This window comes from Tamilnaduibacter salinus (genome assembly GCF_003096655.1).
Taxonomy (GTDB): domain Bacteria; phylum Pseudomonadota; class Gammaproteobacteria; order Pseudomonadales; family Oleiphilaceae; genus Tamilnaduibacter; species Tamilnaduibacter salinus.
The window spans coordinates 212,999-232,432 of the sequence record NZ_QEKQ01000005.1 but is presented as its reverse complement, the minus strand read 5'-3'; the positions used below and the strand labels follow the sequence as shown (position 1 = coordinate 232,432).

At 60.7% G+C, this 19,434-nt stretch carries 22 protein-coding genes; 19 read left to right on the top strand and 3 right to left on the bottom strand.

From position 1 onward, the window contains the following. Positions 1-9: 9 nt before the first annotated feature. Entirely contained in the window at positions 10-2,379 is a 2,370-nt protein-coding gene (locus C8D92_RS09335; protein WP_423837075.1) for an LPS-assembly protein LptD, read from the bottom strand. Positions 2,380-2,545: 166 nt separating this feature from the next. Between C8D92_RS09335 and C8D92_RS09330 the strand changes: the two genes are divergently transcribed. From C8D92_RS09330 to C8D92_RS09320, 3 genes are read left to right on the top strand one after another with little or no spacing between them, the layout of a single operon-like run. After that, complete coding sequence (locus tag C8D92_RS09330) at positions 2,546-3,556, top strand: aminoglycoside phosphotransferase family protein (protein WP_116919186.1); 1,011 nt, start codon at positions 2,546-2,548, stop codon at positions 3,554-3,556. Further along, the gene (gene murU, locus C8D92_RS09325) at positions 3,553-4,230 is read left to right on the top strand and encodes an N-acetylmuramate alpha-1-phosphate uridylyltransferase MurU (protein ID WP_116919185.1); all 678 of its coding nucleotides are present in this window, start codon (positions 3,553-3,555) and stop codon (positions 4,228-4,230) included. Before C8D92_RS09330 ends, murU begins: the two co-directional genes overlap by 4 nt. Next, positions 4,227-4,973, top strand: a complete 747-nt coding sequence (locus tag C8D92_RS09320; protein WP_116919184.1) for a DnaJ domain-containing protein — start codon at positions 4,227-4,229, stop codon at positions 4,971-4,973. The genes murU and C8D92_RS09320 overlap by 4 nt, the downstream gene beginning before the upstream one ends. Positions 4,974-5,280: 307 nt before the next feature. On the opposite strand, the gene C8D92_RS09315 is transcribed toward C8D92_RS09320, so the two are convergent. After that, complete coding sequence (locus tag C8D92_RS09315) at positions 5,281-6,240, bottom strand: DUF3530 family protein (protein WP_116919183.1); 960 nt, start codon at positions 6,238-6,240, stop codon at positions 5,281-5,283. Positions 6,241-6,308: 68 nt separating this feature from the next. Here C8D92_RS09315 and rpe point away from each other — a divergent pair, with 68 nt between their 5' ends. The 9 genes from rpe to C8D92_RS09265 all read left to right on the top strand — a co-directional run bounded on the left by rpe (position 6,309) and on the right by C8D92_RS09265 (position 14,494). After that, a complete protein-coding gene (gene rpe / locus C8D92_RS09310; RefSeq protein WP_095611216.1) occupies positions 6,309-6,980 on the top strand; it encodes a ribulose-phosphate 3-epimerase in 672 nt (223 codons plus the stop codon). Further along, positions 6,977-7,663 (top strand): phosphoglycolate phosphatase, encoded by a 687-nt coding sequence (locus C8D92_RS09305; protein ID WP_116919182.1) that lies wholly within the window; start codon positions 6,977-6,979, stop codon positions 7,661-7,663. The genes rpe and C8D92_RS09305 overlap by 4 nt, the downstream gene beginning before the upstream one ends. A gap of 223 nt (positions 7,664-7,886) precedes the next feature. After that, positions 7,887-9,374, top strand: a complete 1,488-nt coding sequence (trpE, locus tag C8D92_RS09300) for an anthranilate synthase component I (protein WP_116919181.1) — start codon at positions 7,887-7,889, stop codon at positions 9,372-9,374. Between the two features lie 11 nt (positions 9,375-9,385). Next, positions 9,386-9,988 (top strand): anthranilate synthase component II, encoded by a 603-nt coding sequence (locus C8D92_RS09295; protein WP_116919180.1) that lies wholly within the window; start codon positions 9,386-9,388, stop codon positions 9,986-9,988. Between the two features lie 12 nt (positions 9,989-10,000). After that, positions 10,001-11,029 carry an anthranilate phosphoribosyltransferase gene (gene trpD, locus C8D92_RS09290; protein WP_116919179.1) on the top strand — a complete coding sequence of 343 codons (1,029 nt, stop codon included), beginning with the start codon at positions 10,001-10,003 and terminating at the stop codon, positions 11,027-11,029. An 8-nt stretch (positions 11,030-11,037) separates the two neighbouring features. Further along, on the top strand, positions 11,038-11,844 hold the full coding sequence (trpC, locus tag C8D92_RS09285) for an indole-3-glycerol phosphate synthase TrpC (RefSeq protein WP_116919178.1): 807 nt from the start codon (positions 11,038-11,040) through the stop codon (positions 11,842-11,844). Positions 11,845-12,648: 804 nt separating this feature from the next. Continuing rightward, positions 12,649-13,476 (top strand): AAA family ATPase, encoded by an 828-nt coding sequence (locus C8D92_RS09275; RefSeq protein WP_116919176.1) that lies wholly within the window; start codon positions 12,649-12,651, stop codon positions 13,474-13,476. Positions 13,477-13,661: 185 nt separating this feature from the next. After that, positions 13,662-13,979 (top strand): hypothetical protein, encoded by a 318-nt coding sequence (locus C8D92_RS09270; protein ID WP_116919175.1) that lies wholly within the window; start codon positions 13,662-13,664, stop codon positions 13,977-13,979. Between the two features lie 2 nt (positions 13,980-13,981). Further along, the gene (locus C8D92_RS09265) at positions 13,982-14,494 is read left to right on the top strand and encodes a hypothetical protein (RefSeq protein ID WP_116919174.1); all 513 of its coding nucleotides are present in this window, start codon (positions 13,982-13,984) and stop codon (positions 14,492-14,494) included. An 86-nt stretch (positions 14,495-14,580) separates the two neighbouring features. Here the strand turns inward: C8D92_RS09265 and C8D92_RS09260 are convergent, their stop codons facing one another. Beyond that, positions 14,581-15,600 (bottom strand): IS30 family transposase, encoded by a 1,020-nt coding sequence (locus C8D92_RS09260; protein WP_116919173.1) that lies wholly within the window; start codon positions 15,598-15,600, stop codon positions 14,581-14,583. Positions 15,601-16,037: 437 nt separating this feature from the next. Between C8D92_RS09260 and C8D92_RS09255 the strand changes: the two genes are divergently transcribed. From C8D92_RS09255 to C8D92_RS09225, 7 genes are all read left to right on the top strand, one after another. Next, complete coding sequence (locus tag C8D92_RS09255) at positions 16,038-16,778, top strand: type 2 periplasmic-binding domain-containing protein (protein WP_116919172.1); 741 nt, start codon at positions 16,038-16,040, stop codon at positions 16,776-16,778. Positions 16,779-16,969: 191 nt separating this feature from the next. Next, positions 16,970-17,347 carry a hypothetical protein gene (locus C8D92_RS09250; protein ID WP_133243123.1) on the top strand — a complete coding sequence of 126 codons (378 nt, stop codon included), beginning with the start codon at positions 16,970-16,972 and terminating at the stop codon, positions 17,345-17,347. A gap of 102 nt (positions 17,348-17,449) precedes the next feature. Continuing rightward, complete coding sequence (locus tag C8D92_RS09245; RefSeq protein ID WP_207775150.1) at positions 17,450-17,770, top strand: hotdog domain-containing protein; 321 nt, start codon at positions 17,450-17,452, stop codon at positions 17,768-17,770. A 26-nt stretch (positions 17,771-17,796) separates the two neighbouring features. After that, entirely contained in the window at positions 17,797-18,057 is a 261-nt protein-coding gene (locus C8D92_RS09240; RefSeq protein WP_116919170.1) for a hypothetical protein, read from the top strand. Positions 18,058-18,082: 25 nt separating this feature from the next. After that, on the top strand, positions 18,083-18,469 hold the full coding sequence (locus C8D92_RS09235) for a hypothetical protein (protein ID WP_116919169.1): 387 nt from the start codon (positions 18,083-18,085) through the stop codon (positions 18,467-18,469). Between the two features lie 11 nt (positions 18,470-18,480). After that, positions 18,481-19,098 carry a hypothetical protein gene (locus C8D92_RS09230; RefSeq protein ID WP_133243122.1) on the top strand — a complete coding sequence of 206 codons (618 nt, stop codon included), beginning with the start codon at positions 18,481-18,483 and terminating at the stop codon, positions 19,096-19,098. Next, on the top strand, positions 19,099-19,299 hold the full coding sequence (locus C8D92_RS09225) for a hypothetical protein (RefSeq protein ID WP_116919167.1): 201 nt from the start codon (positions 19,099-19,101) through the stop codon (positions 19,297-19,299). The last annotated feature ends 135 nt before the right edge of the window (positions 19,300-19,434 follow it).

Here is a 19,434-nt window from a genome sequence, read left to right as displayed (position 1 = left end):
GTCTCACGGTCACCGGCCATACCGGCGCTCCTCGCGCTGCTCGTAGCCGTAGATGGCGTCGCCAATGCGATCGCCCGCACCCCCGCTGCCGCCCAGCCCCTTGAGCCGGATCTGGAACAGGATGCGATGATCAAGCTGGCGGTCGGTCGTCTGGTAGCTCTGGGCCACCACCTGCGCGCTCCAGCAGCAGTCGGTGTACTCCACACCGGCCAGACTGCCGACGGTCTGGTCGTTTTCGGCATCATACACCCAGCGGCCGATCAGGCTGACCTGATCCGTCACGGGAACGACAGCACCGATGTCCGACTGTTCCAGGCCGTCTTTGTCATAGGTGTGCCCCAGCGTGGCCAGATAGCGGTAGCCGGGCGAATGATAGACGAGCTGGCTGCGCCCCTGGACGGTTTCCCCGGTCTGCGGGTCCCAGAGCCCGGAGGCGCGAATGCCCAGATTATCCAGCGGCCGCAGCAGTGCCTCACCCGCCAGCGGCGACTCGGCGCCTGTGCCGGTTCCACCCCCGTTCAGCCCGACCTCGCGGTCATCGTAATAATACACCTGGCCGACGCTCAATCGGGCCCGCTCCGCGCCCGTTTCCAGGTCGTTGAAACGCGTTGTCACGGCGGCGGTCAGGCGGTTGTTATCGGACACCCGGTCACCGCCGCTGAACCGATGCGGACTGAAGAGCTGATCGAAGCTGAAGGACTTGAGCGCGGTGTCGAAATCGGGGATGTCGCTCTGGTCCTCGGCCTCGGAGTAGGCGTAGTAGAGGCGGGGTTCGAGCGACTGGTTGTAACGCGTCCCGAACAGCGAGGACTGGCGATCGAAGTACAGCCCGGAGTCCCACTCGTAGATTGGCACCGTGCGGTCGATGCGCTCGGTCTGCCCCGGCAGGTCCTCAAGTTGATACAGCGTGTGATCCAGTGTCACCGACGGACGGACGTACCCCCACACTTCACTGGCATTCAGGGCCAGTTCCGGCGCGACACGCCAGCGGTGGCCATTGGCCCGGTCCAAGCCGGTGAGCCCGGTGTTATCCCGGTGGAAATAGGTGTACTGGGATTCCACCAGCAGCTCGGGCACGCCCCAGTCCAGATCGGCGCCGTACAGAATCTCAGGGAGCTGGTCGTAGGGCTTGTTGGCCAGCGGAAAGTTGTCCCGCACGGTCTGGTAGCCGTTGGCATAGGCCTCAAAGTACTGCCGACCACCGTCGTAACGGACACCGCCCCGGCGGCGCAGATGGGTGGCCGTGTTGATGTCCAGTGAGCGGTTCAGGTCGCCAAGATAGTCATTGTCGGAGACGGCCGAATAGTCGGCATAGCCGCGCCAGCCACTGCCAAACGATGCGCGACTGCGGAAGTCCAGTCCCCAGCGTTCGCCGTTATCCACGCCCGGGTTTTCGGAGACAAACTCATCGTCGTCAGCGATATAGCCCAACTGAAGATCGGACTGGCCGAAATCACTCAGGTAACGCCCCTCCACTTCCGTGAACAGCCCGCGACCGTGGATGTACTGCGGCGTCAGCGTCGCGTCGTAATGCGGCGCCAGATTCAGGTAATACGGCACCGACACATAGGCCCCGCCACCGGCATTGGACGTCCCAAAGGACGGGTAGAGGAAGCCGGTCTTGCGGCGGTCATCGATCGGGAAGGAGATCCACGGCCAATAGAAGACCGGCACATCCTTCACTTCCAGGCGGACATGGCGTGCGGTGCCAAAGCCTTCGGCCCGGTCGAGGTCAATCTGCGAGGCGCGCACCTGCCAGGCATTGCTGTCCGGCGCGCAGGTGGTAAACCGACCCTCCTCGATCAGCAGCCGATTTTCCGAAGGGCGGCTCAGCGACGCCGCCTGGCCGCGCATCTCATTGGCATGCACCAGAAAACTGGCGGTATTGATCCGCATGTTGCCGGTGTCGGACTGATAGGTCGCGGACTCGCCGGTCAGCAGCACCCCCTCGCCGCGACTCCGCATGGGCCCGTCCAGCGCCATCTGCCCCGAAGTCTGGTCGTAGCGCAGCTGACTGCCCTGGGCCGAAAACGCCCCCTGCCGGACGTGGACGTCACCGGTCAGCGTCAGGGACGTGTCCATTTCGTAACGCGCGGCCTGCCCGCTGGCCTCAATCGGCGCCTCCCGGTCCGAATCGGGTGACTGCCCGGGCAAGCCTGGCACCGTTGTGGACGGGCCGTCGGGCGGGAGATAAGCGCCACTGCAGTATTCCGGCAGGGCAGCCGCCTGCGCCGGCGGCAGCTCGGACCGCTCGCGCCAGTCGATCCCGGCGGCGGTCGGCGGCGGACCGGCATGGGCAGCCAGGGGCAGGGCCAGGACGATACCGGCCAGCCCCCGCCGGGCCCGGTCTGGCCACCTGTCTGCGGAACGGGAGGACACCTTGCTCAAACCCCTGGAAAAAGACATGACGAAGAGAGGCCGTAGTTTACAGAGCACGACCGGAAACGTCACGGTTACCGACGCGCCACCCAGAGTTCCTTTGCCGGTTTTCGCGGGTTCTGATACGTTCCTCCCAACCCATCGCGAACCGGGAAATCACTGCATCATGGACCGTCGACTGTCACAGCTTACCGACTGGGTGCGCGCGCACGCCGGACTGGCTGACGCCGAGCCCGCACCCGTGGCCGGCGACGCCAGCTTCCGCCGCTATTTCCGGGTCCGTGACACCGACGGCCAGCCCCGGATCGTCATGGACGCCCCACCCGGCAAGGAAAGCACATCGGAGTTTCTTGCCGTGGCCCGCCACTGGCGCGCCGAGGGCGTACGCGTACCGGCCATTATCGACGCCGACGAACCCCAGGGGCTGATCCTGCTTGAGGACTTCGGCGACCGGCTGCTGCTGGACGAGCTGACCCCGGACAACGCGGACCGGCACTACAGCGACGCGCTGAACAGCCTGTGTGCCATCCAGCAGACCACCGAGCCGGCAGGCTACCCACTGCCGCCCTACGACGAGGCACTGCTGGACCGGGAAATGAACCTGTTCCGGGACTGGCTGCTGACCGAGCACCTGGGTCTGGCACTGACCGATCAGGACCACTGCCTACTCGACACCACCTTCAACTTCCTGCGCGAATCCGCGCTGGCCCAGCCGCAGGCCCCGGTCCACCGGGACTACCATTCGCGCAACCTGCTGATCACCGACGCGCCCGACGATCCGGGCATCATCGATTTTCAGGATGCCGTCATGGGGCCGGTCACCTACGATTTGGTGTCGCTGGTCAAGGATTGCTACATCGCCTGGCCGGAAGAGCGGGTCAGCGGCTGGATCGAACAGTTCCGACAGCAAAGCCGCGACGCCGGTCTGCACGCCGCCGACGCGGACACCTTCCGCCAGTGGACGGAACTGATGGGCATGCAGCGCCACCTCAAGGCGTCCGGCATTTTTGCCCGGCTCTACCGCCGTGATGGCAAGGACCGGTATCTGGCAGACATTCCCCGGACCGTGAACTACCTCCGCCAGGCCAGTGAACGCCAGCCCGCCCTGCGACATTTTCACGACTGGCTGACCGACCGGGTCATTCCAGCCCTGACCGGGGAGCCAGACCCATCGTGAAGGCCATGATTCTCGCCGCCGGAAAGGGCGAGCGCATGCGCCCACTGACCCTCACCAACCCCAAGCCGCTGCTGACGGTCGGGGGACGGGCGCTGATCGACTGGCACATTGAACGCCTGCGCACCGCCGGTTTTCGCGAGCTGGTCATTAACCACGCCTGGCTCGGCGACCGGATCGAGGCGCACCTGGGCGATGGGCGCCGTCAGGGCCTGCAGATTGAGTGGTCGCGGGAAGGCGAGCCGCTGGAAACCGCCGGCGGCATCCAGAAGGCACTGCCCCTGCTCAGCGACTGGTTCCTGGTGATCAACGGCGACATCTGGTGCGATCTGGACCTCAGCCGGCTCTCGCCACCGGACGACGCCGATGCCCTGCTGGTGCTGACGGACAACCCGCCCCAGCACCCCGACGGCGATTTCCACCTGACGGACGCCGGCCGGGTCCGCGCCGACGGCGAACCGCGGCTGACGTTCGCGGGCATCAGCCTGCTGCATAAACGCCTCTTCGACGGCGTCGGCCCGGGTGTGCGCAAGCTGGCCCCCATCCTGCGCGAGGCGATGGCGAACGACCGCGTCGCCGGATGGCACCACTCGGGACAATGGCACGACATCGGCACGCCCGAACGGCTGCGGGCACTGGACGAACAGCTCCAGGCGAGCCAGGGAGCCGAACGATGAATGCCCGCGAGCCGACCCTGATTCCGCCCCGCGTCGAGCGGGACCTGCAGGAGCTGCTGACGGAGCTGTCCGCCTGCGGCCATCAGCCCAGCATGCTGATCAATCGCACCCGCCTGCCACGCTGGTGCCGACGCTCACTGTTTTTCTTTCTCGGCTACGTGGCCCGTGCCGATGGCCGCGTCACCGAAAAGGACATCCAGTTTGCCGAGAGCCTGATGAAGGCGTTCTCCCTGTCGCCCTACCAGCGCCGACGGGCCATTCATCATTTCCATCGAGGCAAGAGCTCGGATGTCATCAGCAACGGCCGCGCCCTGCGGTTGCGCCTGACCCACCGCCTCTGGCCATGGCCCGCCCTGCAGGTGGCGATCTGCCTGGGTCATGCCGCCCAGCTCCACGGTGCGCCCAGCCGTGCCCGGCGCTACCGCTGTGAGGACGCCGTCCACCACATGGGCCTGCCCGTCGAGCTGCTCCAGGACATCTTCGACAGCTACGGCCAGAAGGTCTGGATCACCCAGCCCGAGCGCTACGCGCCCCCGTCGACCTTCGACGACGCTTGCCAGCTGCTCGGTGTCAGCCGCAACGCCTCACTGACCGACATCAAACGCGCCTACCGCCGCAAAGTCTCCGGCTGCCACCCCGACAAACTCGGCGTCGGCCACACCGAGCGCGAATACCGCATCGCCAACGACCGGCTGTACCGGTATCAGCAGGCCTGGGAGTTGATCCGGAAGAAAATGCGGTAGTGATGGATTCGCCGCGGAAACCGCGGAAAGACGCGGAAGAAAAGAGAGAAAGAGGGAAATTGCCACGGAAAAACACGGACGAACACGGAAAGCGTCCTGCGGACGCAAAAAGACAGTGGCAAGTTAAAAGTCGCAAGTGCCTGTTTCGGGCATGATGAATACCGGGTGCCATGTAAGCCCAGACACACGATCGTTTTGTCGTTTTTCCGTGTTCGTCCGTGTTTTTCCGTGGCTAACCGATTCTTTCTTTTTCCTTCCGCGTCCTTCCGCGGTTTCCGCGGCGAACAGTCCTTCCCAGCGGCGAACGCTAGCGCCCGCCTTTCTCCGCCAGCGCCCGCAACCATGAGAGCATGCGGTTGGCCACCTGTCCGGCGTCGCGCCGTTGCGGCTGGGCGTCCATGGCCACGGGTTGTTGCCGGTAACTCGGAAGCTGCTGGCGTTTGAGCTGGGCCGAGCGCTGGCGGGCCTGGGTCTGCTGGCGGTTGGGGTAGAGCTCAAGAACCGGGACGCCCGGCTGGAAGGCTTCCAGGGCGGACTCGGACATCTGCGGCGCCACCCAGACGAGCGCCGTCGCAGAGCCCGTGTGGCGGGCCATGGCGGAGGCACCATACCCAACCCCCACCAGAACGACCGGTGAATAGCCCTCTGAGGACAGTCGCTCCAGCGCCGCCGAGACATAGGCGTCGATGCGACTGCGATAGGTTTCCGTCAGATCGTCGAGCTCGGTCGGGTCCATCACGTCGATCATTACGGCGTCAGCCTCTTCATTGGCCGGCTCCTCCTGCCCCGCAGTCTCCTTGTCACCCTCCATCGCCATAGCTGGATGGCGGCGCGCACGGACGACCTGCTGAGGCGGCTCGGGCAACCCCATCGACAGTGCCGCCCAACCGGCCTTCGACAACGGCTCCCGAAGCGCACCGGCCAGCGCCGTGTCGGCGCTCTGCCCTTCATCGGCGAGAATCAACACGGCCCCTTTGGCGTTGGCGGCCTGCTCCCGTTCCAGCAGTGCCAGCAGGCGCCCGTGCTCGGGCGTCTCCAGCCAGACGGCCCGGTCCGACCGGTGAGCCGCCAGCGCCTCATCGCCCGTGCCGCTGCGCACCACCGGGCGGGGCTTGTCGGTCTCCTCACCGGACGCGGGCGCATCCTCACTTTCCGGCGCCGATCCATCGGCTCCCTCACTCTGCTGGGCCATCACCGGGGGCGCGAACAGCCCCATCAGAACCAGCGCGAGAATGCCCGTCCATCGATCTCCGCGTTGCGCGCTCATGCCTTACTCCTGTCGGTGGACCTGTTAGAATAGCAGCCTTCTTTTCGCAATCCGGGACCCGCTCCGTTATGCAACCCGATTTCATTGCCCCGTCCATCCTCTCCGCCGACTTTGCCCGGCTGGGCGAGGAAGTCGACCAGGTGCTGGCCGCCGGTGCCGACTGGGTTCACTTCGACGTCATGGACAATCACTACGTCCCCAACCTCACCATCGGCCCGATGGTGTGCGAGGCGTTGCGCAAGCATGGCGTCACCGCGCCGATCGACGTGCACCTGATGGTCAAACCGGTGGACGAGCTGATCGGCATGTTCATCGATGCCGGCGCCAGCTCCATCACCTTCCACCCGGAAGCCAGCGAGCACATCGACCGCTCCCTGCAACTGATCAGAGATGGTGGCTGCAAAGCCGGTCTGGTATTCAACCCGGCCACGCCGCTGACCCACGCCGACTACGTGATGGACAAGCTCGACATGATGCTGCTGATGTCCGTCAATCCCGGCTTTGGCGGCCAGTCCTTCATCCCCGGCACACTCGACAAGCTGCGCGAGGCGCGCGAGCGGATCGACCGCAGTGGCCGTGACATCCGCCTGGAAGTGGACGGCGGCGTGAAGGCCGACAACATCCGCGACATCGCCGCCGCCGGGGCCGACACCTTCGTAGCCGGCTCAGCGATTTTCAAACAGCCGGACTACAAAACCATCATCCAGCAGATGCGCGACGAGATCGCCAAAGCCCGATGAGCCTGACGCGCCTGTTCAACGACCGCTGGCCCGGCACGGTGCTGTTCGATCTGGACGGCACACTGGTGGACAGCGCCCCGGATCTGGCGGTGGCCGTGGACGACATGCTGCACGCCCTCGACCGCCCGACGGCGGGCGAGGACAAGGTCCGCGACTGGGTCGGCAATGGCGCCGGTGTGCTGGTCCACCGGGCGCTGGCGGATCGCTTCGACTATCAGTCGGATCAGGCGCCGGACGACCTCTTTGACCGCGCCCGGCAGCTGTTCTTTGATGCCTACCGCGCACGCAACGGCTCCGCCGCCTCAGTCTATCCGGGCATCCTGCCGTTCCTTGAGGGCTGCCGGGATGCCGGGACAAGACTGGGCGTGGTGACCAACAAGCCGCTGGAGTTCACCGGGCCGCTGCTGGAGCAGATGGACCTGGCCCACTGGTTTGAGGTGGTGGTTGGCGGGGACTCGCTGCCGGTCAAGAAGCCGGACCCGGAACCGTTATTCCACGCCTGCCGCGAACTGGGCGGTGACCCGGCGACCTGCCTGATGGTGGGCGATTCGATCAACGACATCGAAGCGGCGCAGGCGGCGGGCATGCCGGTGGTGGCGGTGAGCTATGGTTATAACTACGGCGTGCGCCTGGAAGACACTGGCTCGGACCGGGTGGTTGATTCGCTGACGGAGCTTTTGTAGTCTCTCAGCTATCTCGTTCAACATTTATTTGAGGTTCCTCCCGTGCGGGTTCTGAATCTGACTGCAACAGCGCGAGGCACGATCCCCTCCGCCCGCGCGATTCGATGGTGGCGATGGCGTACCGGCTGAGCATTCAGCCCGGCAGCCGGAGGCCCCTCTGCCTGCCCGTTTCACTCACCGGTGCCCCCGGTGATTCTGCAGATCAGATGTCAGGACAATCCGAATGACACCCGAACAGTTTGCCGAGCTGGCGGACGCCGGCTACAACCGTATCCCCGTACAGCGCGAAGTGCTCGCCGATCTTGAAACGCCGCTCAGCACCTACCTCAAGCTGGCGCGCGGCCCCTACAGCTACCTGTTTGAGTCCGTCCAGGGCGGCGAGAAGTGGGGCCGGTATTCGTTCATCGGCCTGCCCTGCCGGGAGATCATGACGGTCCACGGGCAGGACATCACGATCACCCGCGACGGCCAGACCATCGAAGAGACGGTCCACGAGGACCCGCTGACCTTCGTCGAGGAATACCAGAAACGCTTCAACGCGCCGGACCTGCCCGACCTGCCCCGCTTCAACGGCGGCCTGGTGGGCTACTTCGGGTACGACACGGTGCGCTACATCGAAAAGCGCCTGGCCGATACCTGCCCGCCGGACCAGATCGGCTCGCCGGACATCCTGCTGATGGTCTCCGACGAGGTGGTGGTGTTCGACAACCTGCGCGGCAAGCTGCACCTGATCGTGCACGTGACGCCGGACGAACACGATCCGCTGGCCCGCGCCGAGCAACGCCTGGACGAGCTTGAGGACGCATTGCATCACCGCAATGCCGACGCCCCGGTCACTCCGGAAGCGCTGCGCGGCACGAGCGTGGAGGAAACCGATTTCGTTTCCGGCTTCTCCGAGGAGCGGTTCAAGGAGGCGGTCGAGCAGATCAAGGAATACGTGCTGGACGGCGACATCATGCAGACCGTCGTCTCCCAGCGCATGTCGATTCCCTTCTCCGCGCCGCCGCTCAACCTGTACCGCTCGCTGCGGGTACTGAACCCCTCGCCCTACATGTACTTCCTGGATCTGGACGACTTCCAGGTGGTGGGCTCCTCACCGGAGATCCTCGCGCGGGTGGAGGACGAGCAGGTCACCGTCCGGCCGCTGGCGGGCACCCGCAAGCGCGGCGCCACCGATGCCGAGGACCGGGCGCTGGAATCCGAGCTGCTGGCGGACCCCAAGGAACTCGCCGAGCACCTGATGCTGATCGACCTGGGCCGCAACGACATCGGCCGGGTCTGCGAGACCGGATCGGTGAAGCTCACCGAGAAGATGGCGGTGGAGCGCTACTCCCACGTCATGCACATCGTCTCCAACGTCACCGGCCGGCTGCGCCCGAACCTGTCCAACATGGACGTACTGCGCGCCACCCTGCCGGCGGGCACCCTGAGCGGCGCACCGAAGATCCGCGCCATGGAAATCCTGGACGAACTGGAGCCGGTCAAACGCGGCGTCTATGGCGGCGCCGTGGGCTACCTGTCCTGGAACGGCAACATGGACACGGCCATCGCCATCCGCACCGCCGTGATCCGGGACAACACCCTCCACATCCAGGCGGGCGCCGGCATCGTCGCCGATTCCGTGCCCCGGCTGGAGTGGAAGGAGACCATGAACAAGGGCCGCGCCATCTTCCGTGCCGTGGGCATGGCGCTCAACGACTTTGACCGGTGAGGACCGCCATCATGTTACTGATGATCGACAACTACGATTCCTTCACCTACAACGTGGTGCAGTACCTGTCCGAGTTGGGTGCGGACGTGCAGGTGCACCGTAATGACGAGATCACCGTCGAGCAGATCGAGGCGCTCAACCCCGAGCGGCTGGTGATTTCGCCGGGGCCCTGCACGCCCAACGAGGCGGGCATCTCCATGGCGGCGATCCGTCACTTTGCCGGGCGGCTGCCGATCCTCGGGGTGTGCCTGGGGCATCAGGCCATCGGGCAGGTGTTCGGCGGGACCGTGCGCCGCGCCGGTCAGGTGATGCACGGCAAGACGTCCGCCGTCTATCACACCGACCAGGGCGTGTTCCGGGGGCTCAACAACCCCATCGAGGCCACCCGCTATCACAGCCTGGTGGTGGATAAGGACAGCCTGCCGGACGAGCTGGAAGTCACCGCCTGGACCCGCAATCCGGATGGATCGGTGGAGGAGATCATGGGTCTGCGCCACAAGACGCTGCCCATCGAGGGCGTCCAGTTCCACCCGGAATCCATCATGACCGAACAGGGCCACGAGCTGCTCCGCAATTTCCTGCGCCTGCCCGGCCAGCCGGGTCAGGCCGCCTGAGAGAGACTGATCATGGACATCAAGACCGCACTGAACCGCATTGTTGATCACATCGACCTGAGCACCGACAAGATGCAGGACGTCATGCGCATCGTCATGCAGGGCGAGGCCACGGACGCCCAGATCGGCGCCCTGCTGATGGGCCTGCGCATGAAAGGCGAGACCATCGACGAGATTACCGGCGCCACCCAGGTCATGCGCGAGCTGGCGACCAACGTCACCGTCAACGCGGAACCGGTGGTGGACATCGTCGGCACCGGCGGCGACGGCGCCAACCTGTTCAACGTTTCCACCGCCTCGGCGTTCGTGGTCGCGGCGGCGGGCGCCCACGTGGCCAAACACGGCAACCGGTCCGTGTCCTCCAAAAGCGGCAGCGCGGATCTGCTGGAAAAAGCCGGCATCAACCTCGACCTCCAACCCGAGGACGTGGGCCGCTGCATCGAGCAGATCGGCGTCGGCTTCATGTTCGCGCCCGCCCATCACAGCGCCATGAAGCACGCCATCGGCCCGCGCAAGGAACTGGGGATGCGCACCATCTTCAACATCCTTGGCCCCATGACCAACCCGGCGGGCGTCAAACGGCAGGTGGCCGGCGTGTTCACCGACAAGCTCTGCCGCCCCATGGCCGAGACCCTGCAACGGCTGGGCAGTGAGCACGTGATGGTGGTGTCTTCCAAAGACGGGCTGGACGAGATCAGCCTCGCCAACAGCACCCACGTGGCGGAACTGAAGGACGGCGAGATCACCGAATACGACATCACGCCGGAAGACTTCGACATCAAGAGCCAGAGCCTGGTGGGCCTGAACGTGGACAGCTCCGAGGAATCCCTCACGCTGATCGAGGCGGCGCTGGGCACCAAGCACGATGAGAACGCCGACAAGGCCCGCGACATGGTCGCCCTCAACGCTGGCGCGGCTATCTACGTTGCCGGTCTCGCCAAGACCATGAAGGAAGGCGTGGACATGGCGCAGGACGCGCTGGGCAGCGGGCTGGCCAAGGGCAAGATGACCGAACTGTCCGACTTCTCCCACTGCTTCTGAGCGACACCATGAGCGACCAGACCCCGACCATCCTGCGCAAGATCGTCGCCCGCAAATGGGAAGAGATCGAACACCGGCGCTACCGCCAGCCGTCTGAGGACGTCCGGGACCGGGCGCGGGATCAGGCGCCCACGCGCGGGTTCGCCAACGCCCTCGCCGGGCGCATCAACGCGCAGCAGCCCGGCGTGATCGCCGAGATCAAGAAGGCCTCCCCCAGCAAGGGCGTAATCCGTGATCCGTTCGAGCCGGCCACCATCGCCCGCAGCTACGAAGCCGGCGGCGCAGCGTGCCTGTCTGTGCTCACCGACCACGACTTCTTCCAGGGGCATGAGGATCATCTGGCCGAGGCGCGCAACGCCTGCGCCCTGCCCGTGATCCGCAAGGACTTCATGGTCGCGCCCTACCAGATCCACGAAAGCCGGATGATCGGCGCCGACTGCATCCTGCTGATCGCCGCGTGCCTGACCACAGACCAGATGCAGGAACTGGCCGGCACCGCCGAAGAGGCGGGGCTGGACGTACTGGTGGAAGTCCACAACGGCGCCGAACTCGACGCCGCCCTCACCCTCGACACCCCACTGGTCGGCATCAACAACCGCGACCTCCACACCTTCGACGTGGACCTCAACACCACCATCGACCTCCACAACCGCATCCCCGACCACCGCCTCACCATCACCGAAAGCGGCATCCACACCCGTGACGACGTGACCACCATGACCGGGCGCGGGATCTATGGGTTCCTCGTTGGGGAATCGTTTATGCGGGCGGACGAGCCTGGGGAGAAATTGCGGGCGTTGTTTTTCGCGGAATAGATCATATAAGCCATGCTTACTAGGAAAGCAGCCCTCCCAGCGAGATATTCGCCGGATCTTGGTCGAGGATATTATCCTTTCTTTGCCCGAAACGATCTAGCCGATGAGCATACTTTTCTACAAGTGCCGGAATTCCTTTTGAGGCAGGGCTAAAGCATTGCTACTCTATATACGTTCGAAACTTATTAAAAATAGCAACCAGGTACCTAAAGACCTATAAATCCATCTCTCCAAATAGAATCTCATTTAAAAACTAGGGTAACTCGGTTTATTTTCTGGCAGACTCTCAAAAAACTCTGAAATCGCTATTTTAAGGAATATACATGACAATCTCAAAACTTCACATTGAGAATTTTCGAGGAATAGGAAAAAAAAAAGAGAAATTGACATAAAGCCGATCACTGTTTTTGTTGGTGAAAACTCTTCGGGAAAAAGCTCGTGCATTCACGCACTAGCATGCTTGAGCCAAACCGTAAAAGTAGTTTCAGATAGTCGCCCAATAATTCTCGATGATGAATCCGCTCACGTCCACCTAGGACGATTCATTGAAGTTATCCATTCTAAGTCTTATCAAGATCAAATTGGCTTAGGAGTTACTATACCAAACGTTACAATCAGTGAGATGCAGCCGGATACAGAGGAGGGATCCGACCACAGCATAAAAAACATCTCTCGACAATCTGACGTTAATTCATTCTACCAATTCAAGTGCAGCAAAAGAACACAAGACGTCACATTGGAATCCCTGGACATTACTGCTCAAAAAACCTCATTTACGCCAAAAAAGTTAAATCTGAATACTCGATGTCACTTGGCGGTGGAAAGAAGTTCAACCTCCCTGAGGAATTTCTCTTTTCAAAGGGGTTTCTTGTTGATGATTACTCGCTAATGATGAGCCCTTCAATTGCAGAATCAGAAAGTGACATGCGAGATGTTTTCTTCGGCATGATGGCAGCAAACTCAGCACAGTCGGCCATCCAAGATAATCTAGCAAAAACGTTATACTTAGGCCCGTTCAGAATGCCTCCAGAGCGGAAGTATGCAAGTAGGGGAGCATCGCCGAAAGAAGTAGGGTCGATGGGTGAGTCGACCATAACAATGCTAGCCAATGAGTCGGTCCAGAGCAGATCTCGCCCCCATATAGATCAAATAACAAAATGGCTTAAAACACTCGGTTTAGGTCAATCTGTCGATATTGGAAGAATCGGATCTTCTGACCTATTCAAGGTGGAGGTCACTTTGGAAGATTCCAAGAAGTTCCCTCTTGCTGATTTGGGTTACGGCGTCTCACAGGTTTTACCTGTTCTTACGCAGTGCAGCTTTGCTCCAAAAGGCTCTACACTTTTGTTCGAACAACCAGAGCTACACGTCCACCCTAAAGCAGCTCGAAATCTCGCAGATGTCTTCATTGATACAGCTCGCAATAAGGACTCACATATCTGTCTTGAAACCCATTCCCCGGACCTGATAAACGGATTATTCCAAAAAATAAAAAATGGGGATATTCACTGTGAAGATGTAGCAATTTATAGAGTATCGCGATCTGAAGGAGAGACGAAATTTGACACAATTGAAATTGATGAGCATGGCGATAACGACGGGACTTGGAGAAAAGAGCTGATGCCTTCATAGTGGGCGATGGGGCAGAACTTCCTTTCCAGGAGCCTGCCCCAACCACATACCTCGTTAGATAGGGGCGGATTGATTTTTTTGGCCAATCACTTCCCATCCAGAGCTCTCCTGAATCATGAAATACTGGTACACTCCGGACCACGTCCCACGGAAAGGGACGCGCTATCGCAGGGAGACGCAACGGAATGAACCACGAACAAAGGGAATACATCGCTGCGGCGATCAACTTCTTCTGGCCGGGCATGACTCAGCCGCACACCGTCAACGAAAGCGCCGCCCGGGTTCTGTACGAGGCGCTGAGTGAAGCCCAGGCCTGCACGGCATCGGTCGATCTGGTACCGAGCCCCACGCTCTCTCCACCTGGCATCACCTACATCATTAAGACCCTCGCAACGATCGGGCGCAAAATGCTGTCCGGAGATGCCGGTATCTACAGCATGTGCCGGGATCAGGTCGCTGCCAGCTACAAAACCCGCATGGCCCTTGCCTTGAGAGGAATCTGATTATGCGCCGATGCCAAGCTCTGCTTCTACTTCCGTTGCTGGGATTGGGGCTGGCCTTTGTCGCCACCGCCCAGAGCGAAGGCCTGCGCATTGTGTACCAGAACTACGATTTCTACGTGCCGGAAAAGCCGGTGCTAATGGCCTACCTGGGAACCGACAGCGATATCCTCATCGCCAAGTACAGCGAGAAACCGGGCAAGAAATTCATTGGATTCAGTCGGGAGCGTGATCTTAATACCGGTGAATGTCCGCCGGCAGCCTTCTTTGAGCAGGCTCTGGAGAAGAGAAACGGCGCCTGTCGTGAGGGTTCACTCAAGGCGTTTCGCACCGTGTTTATGAAAGATCGCGACTCCGGACGCTGGTCAGGCGAAGGCCACCAGTTCTACTACTTCGTCTCACCAGAGCAATCCACGGTATTTATCATCTCCGACAAAAAGAATGAAGCGGTCTACAAGGTGGAATCCGATTACCTGGATAAGGACGCGATTAAAGCGATCTTCTCGGAATATCTCTGAGGCCGAGACGTGGTAAAAAACACCGCAAACTACGCTTGAATGTACAGGGAAGGGGGGCGGTCTCCAACTCCAAGTGCAACACTCGGTTAATGAACCCCTGCGGGGGCATCCTGACTGCGGTTAAGCAGATCCATGAATACCTCCAGAGGCGTCTGGAAGTCCAGTCGCTTTCGCGGGCGTGAGTTGAGCTGGAAGGCGATCGCATCCAGCTCCTCCTGGCTCAGCACGGACAGGTCGGTTCCCTTGGGCATGTATTGGCGCAGCAGGCCGTTGGTATTTTCGTTCACGGCGCGTTGCCAGGGACTGTGCGGGTCCGCGAAGTAGATCGCCATGCCGGTGTTCTGGGTGATCTCCGCGTGGCGTACCAGCTCACGCCCCTGGTCATAGGTCATTGTCTTGCGCATCGACAACGGAATCCGGTTGAGCGCGGCGCTGAAGCCTTCAACGGCCGCGGTGGCCGTAGCGCCGTCCATTCTGGCGAGAAACACCAGCCCACTCACCCGCTCGACCAGCGTTCCCACGGCAGAGCGGTTGAACGCACCCTTGATCAGGTCGCCTTCCCAGTGGCCGGGCAGAATGCGCTGCTCGATTTCCGGCGGGCGCAGATGGATGCTGACCAGCTCCGGAATCTGTTGGCGCCGATCCACGCCGCCAGACCGGGGGCGGCGCTTGGTCCGTCCCTGGCGCAGGCATTGGATGAGTTCCTTGCGGAGCTCGCCATGGGGGATCGCATAGATCGTTTTATAAACGCTCTCGTGAGAGACCTGGTAATCCGGATCATCGGGAAACATACGCCGCAGTGTGCCGCTGATCTGCTGTGGTGACCACCGGTTTCGCAGCATGTCGAGGACCATCTCGTAGAGGTCGGTGCCCTCAACCAGCTTGCGCCGGGGGCGACAGCGGGCTCGTGAGAACTGAGCCATACGGGCAGCACGGTTGGCATCATAAGGCTGGCCTGCTCTGGTATGGCGTCGCACCTCGCGGCTGACGGTGCTGGGTGAGCGCTTGAGTCGTTCGGCAATGGCACGGAGGCTATGGCCCTCAGCGTGCATCAGCATGATAGTGGCACGATCGACGTGGCTGAGGTGATGATAGGATCTTGGCATTGCAACACCTTACTCGATCAGAGGGTGTTGCACTTAGTAATTGAGACCGCGGGGTTAGCTCCCTCTAAAAGGAAGTCGCTGTGATGGAGATGACCAATACGACCGGTATGCAGCGCAAGCCGACTCATCCCGGGAAAAAGGGAGGCAGATCGAGTTTTTCTGATTGTCTACCCCGAATGGCCGGCCTACCTACGTCGGAAACGGAATGAACCGAAGCAACCGAGGCATTTTTGACAAGCCATCAGCTTGAGCTGAAATCGAGGGTGAATGCCGTGTCCTGCCTCCAGCTGGACCGATTGTCGCGCCGCGATGGTTCTCAGCGCTCTCGACTCTGTCTTGGCGCCGGACCAAAAGCCGAGCCACACTGGCTTTGACTGGCCAGGGTAAGCCGGACAAGCGGCGGCCGACCCTGATCGATCACTGGTGAGGAAGACCCAATGAGAATAGGCCTGCTGATCATCGCAGCGTTCTGGTTCGTTCCGGCGTCGTCCCAAACGCTCCAGATTATGGGGTCGCACGAGACCTTTCTGCCATTCTATTACGGCGACGACCTGAACAAGGGCGTTCTGGTTGAGGTGATCAATGAGTTCACCAAAGAAACCGGTATCGCCTCCGATTTCCGCCCGGCAGCGCGCAAACGCCAGGCATGGAACCTGAAAGAAGGACGAGCCAACGCGGTGTTCGCCAACCCGCTATGGATGCCCCTGCCGGACCGGATGCACACCGTCGGACCGGTGTTAACCTGGCGTGACCGTGTGTTTGCGCAACCCGGCCAACAAGCGGACTCCTTCGATGACCTTCAGGGCGGCATCTGTCTGCGCAAATGGTTTGTCTACAGTGATCGACTCGAGCGACGGATCGGTACCGATCTGGTCCGCCACAACGCGTACAACGCCCAGCAGATGCTGCGCATGTTTCTGCGCAAACGGTGCGCTTACACCGTCATGAACGAAATGGAGTTTCGGTTTCTGGCACTGCAGGGGGAAGTCGATCCGTCCCGTTACAGTACGGAACTGATTGACGCCGAATGGCCGGTCTATCTTGGTATCCTCAAAACCGAGGCGGCTCTGATTGAAGCGGCGGAATCCTTTTTCGCTAACCACACGGTTGATGTGGAGGCGATGCTACCCAAACTGCCACCGCCGGACCGGAACGTTTCGATTCAGTTGGACGAGTAGGGCAGAGCTCCCCTTTGAGCCGAGTTTTCTCGATGCGATGTGCCAACCTTTCTGTACACAACCAAAGGCAGGGAGCTTCAGAACCCGTGAGTTCTGCCCCGTGCGCCAACGAGACGGTTTTGTTCCGCCACGACGCCATCCATCACCCCGTCGGGCAATCGTTCAGGGGGTAACAGTGAGCGAGTCGCTCTATGCGTAAACGAACAGGATGGATTCTCGGTGTGGCACTCGTCGGTTCCCTTTTGGGAAACGCGTTTCTGCTCGACCGCGTATCCAAGTGGCAGGAGGCATGGACCGAGCAGAGCCTGACAACATCTGTCGTCGAGCGTCTCTACAAGCAATCGGGCGCCGATACCTCATACAAATCGGTAAGGAACGTCGTCGCGCGGGAGCTGGGCGAGTATGAGGAAACGAGTGCGAGAGAGGCCGGGCTCGACTGGCCCGGCCCGTCGGCCCGGGTCATTGTGATTGACGGTACGAAGCTGATTTTCGATAACGGCCAGTACGCCGGTAGCAAAGCGGATCTTCCGGCAGGCCTTGAACACTGGCGCGGCAACGATCCGTGGTGAGTTTGAGGACGCGAATATGAGCGCAATACCCGAAGGATTTGAGCCACCATCCCGTACAAGCCCGTTCACGGAACTGCTCGGCCCCATCTACGAAAAAGCCGATTGCTCCGGTTTGGTGATTGGGCTTTTGCAGAGAAAAAGCACTGCAACGCCCGGGGTATCGTCCATGGTGGTGTTCTGGGCACACTCGCTGATATTGCGATGGGCTACAGCGCCGCATTCTCTACCGAACCTCCAGCGCCAATCGTGACGACGAGCCAGGCCATCGATTATGCAGGCAAGGCGAAGCAGGGAGACTGGATTGAGGTTCACACCGATGTGCAAAAGGTCGGACGTCGTACCGCATTCGCCAACTGCTATTTCCATGTTGATTCCAATCGCATAGCAAGGGCGAGCGCTGTGTTCAGCGTCGTCGCCTCGTAATTCAGCTTTAAACCAGGGAAAGACGTATGAAGTGGTTTCTGATCTACACGGCGATGTTATTCGCCCTGTGGCACATGATCGATTTGAAGGCCGACACCGTTTTGGAAAGTGGGATCGCGCCTGTCGCTTTTACCTTGGTGCTGATCGCATTTGTGGTATGGCTCTCTGCCAGGATGAGTCATGGCCGCTCTTCGTCAACCAATGACGCGGGCGGCATCGCCTCGGGTGGCTTTCTGGGCGGTGGCGATTCCTGTGGCGGCGGGGGCGATGGCGGTGGTGGTTTTTAGCCTCCCAATGAACCGGAAATTAAAAATGACCGACGAGCAATACATCGAGTTCATCCGAAAGAACCACGCCAGACGCAAGCTGGCAGGCATCCTTGGTTTTCTCATTATTGTGGCGACAGGCATCGGGACCTACTTCGCGTCCAAGGATCAGGACCAGTGGATCGACGACTTTCTGGAAGCCGATGACACCCTTTTCGAGGGGAGGGCCATCACCGAACAGGACGTTGTGCTAACGGAAACCATGATCGACACGGCTCAATCTCTCGGCACAGAGAACGGCATTTTCATGGGGCACTTTATGTCAGTCGCTGTGATGTTTGGTCTCGGCTGTCTGGTGCATGCGTTCGGTGGGCGGAAGGATCGGCTGCTGCTTGAGTATTACGACAGGGCGGTCTCGGACAACGAGCGCTAAGTCTCAACCACATGCAGGGCGTGCTTGTTAAGCTCCTGTCGAAAACCCAAATCTGCCCTGTTAACCCATTCCAACCGCGACTCAAAAGACCAAGGGAGAATTCTGACATGGAGTCACGATCCACGTTCGTCACCGTCATCGCCTGGATATTCATTGTGGGAGCCGGCTTTGCCTCCTTTGTATCCATTCTCCAGGCCATCATGGTTTCAACCCTGTTCAGCGGTGACGAGTTTCAGTCTGTTCCTGATGACGCTCCCGCCATAGCGAGGTTCATGTTCGAGTATTTTCATTTGATGGTGTATGGGTTCTGTGCTCTGTCGATCTTCACCTTTGTTGCGGCCATCGCTCTCCTGAAACGCAAAAACTGGGCACGGCTGATCTTCATTGGACTACTCTCGTTTGGCGTTCTCTGGCAGATAGGCGGGCTGATTATGCAGCTTTTCCTGTTCCCGGAGTTTCCTGCCCCTCCAGAGGGTGAAGGGTTCGAAGAATTCGAGCGCATGGGCGACATCATGCTCTGGTTCAGTTTTGCTCTCGCGGCAGCTCTCTCCGGGCTATTGATCTGGATCATCAAGAAGCTCGTGACGCAGCCAATCGTCAGTGAGTTTACTGTGGTCGGAGACACGTAAGTGCCTAAGCACGATTTTAAGATCAGTAACGTGGCAAAAAGGCTTTTTGGTGCCGTTGTTGTCAGTGTTGCGATACTCGGCTCAATCGAAGTTCTGGCGGCATTGGGTGTTCCCTATGCCATTTTCTGGGTATGCCTACCGGGTATCGCATTTTCCCTTATATATGAGTGGTCAAAGATAAAGCGCGACAAAGATCTGTGAGCCTTGCACATGATGGCAATCGTTTACATACCGTGCGTTCATCCCGAGATCTGTCCAACCGAGGGCTCTGATGCATTTTCCGCAGCACTTATTCTGGCGGGGCTGATCGCTCTGACACTCGTTGTCTATTACATA

Bases quoted from the DNA above. Each gene is read 5' to 3' on its own strand.
- C8D92_RS09255 (WP_116919172.1), top strand. From the start codon at position 16,038: ATGAGAATAGGCCTGCTGATCATCGCAGCGTTCTGGTTCGTTCCGGCG.
- trpE (WP_116919181.1), top strand. From the start codon at position 7,887: ATGACACCCGAACAGTTTGCCGAGCTGGCGGACGCCGGCTACAACCGT.
- C8D92_RS09320 (WP_116919184.1), top strand. From the start codon at position 4,227: ATGAATGCCCGCGAGCCGACCCTGATTCCGCCCCGCGTCGAGCGGGAC.
- trpD (WP_116919179.1), top strand. From the start codon at position 10,001: ATGGACATCAAGACCGCACTGAACCGCATTGTTGATCACATCGACCTG.
- C8D92_RS09270 (WP_116919175.1), top strand. From the start codon at position 13,662: ATGAACCACGAACAAAGGGAATACATCGCTGCGGCGATCAACTTCTTC.
- rpe (WP_095611216.1), top strand. From the start codon at position 6,309: ATGCAACCCGATTTCATTGCCCCGTCCATCCTCTCCGCCGACTTTGCC.
- C8D92_RS09260 (WP_116919173.1), bottom strand. From the start codon at position 15,600: ATGCCAAGATCCTATCATCACCTCAGCCACGTCGATCGTGCCACTATC.
- C8D92_RS09240 (WP_116919170.1), top strand. From the start codon at position 17,797: ATGAAGTGGTTTCTGATCTACACGGCGATGTTATTCGCCCTGTGGCAC.
- C8D92_RS09295 (WP_116919180.1), top strand. From the start codon at position 9,386: ATGTTACTGATGATCGACAACTACGATTCCTTCACCTACAACGTGGTG.
- C8D92_RS09235 (WP_116919169.1), top strand. From the start codon at position 18,083: ATGACCGACGAGCAATACATCGAGTTCATCCGAAAGAACCACGCCAGA.
- C8D92_RS09250 (WP_133243123.1), top strand. From the start codon at position 16,970: ATGCGTAAACGAACAGGATGGATTCTCGGTGTGGCACTCGTCGGTTCC.
- C8D92_RS09265 (WP_116919174.1), top strand. From the start codon at position 13,982: ATGCGCCGATGCCAAGCTCTGCTTCTACTTCCGTTGCTGGGATTGGGG.
- trpC (WP_116919178.1), top strand. From the start codon at position 11,038: ATGAGCGACCAGACCCCGACCATCCTGCGCAAGATCGTCGCCCGCAAA.
- C8D92_RS09330 (WP_116919186.1), top strand. From the start codon at position 2,546: ATGGACCGTCGACTGTCACAGCTTACCGACTGGGTGCGCGCGCACGCC.
- C8D92_RS09275 (WP_116919176.1), top strand. From the start codon at position 12,649: ATGTCACTTGGCGGTGGAAAGAAGTTCAACCTCCCTGAGGAATTTCTC.
- C8D92_RS09230 (WP_133243122.1), top strand. From the start codon at position 18,481: ATGCAGGGCGTGCTTGTTAAGCTCCTGTCGAAAACCCAAATCTGCCCT.
- C8D92_RS09305 (WP_116919182.1), top strand. From the start codon at position 6,977: ATGAGCCTGACGCGCCTGTTCAACGACCGCTGGCCCGGCACGGTGCTG.
- C8D92_RS09315 (WP_116919183.1), bottom strand. From the start codon at position 6,240: ATGAGCGCGCAACGCGGAGATCGATGGACGGGCATTCTCGCGCTGGTT.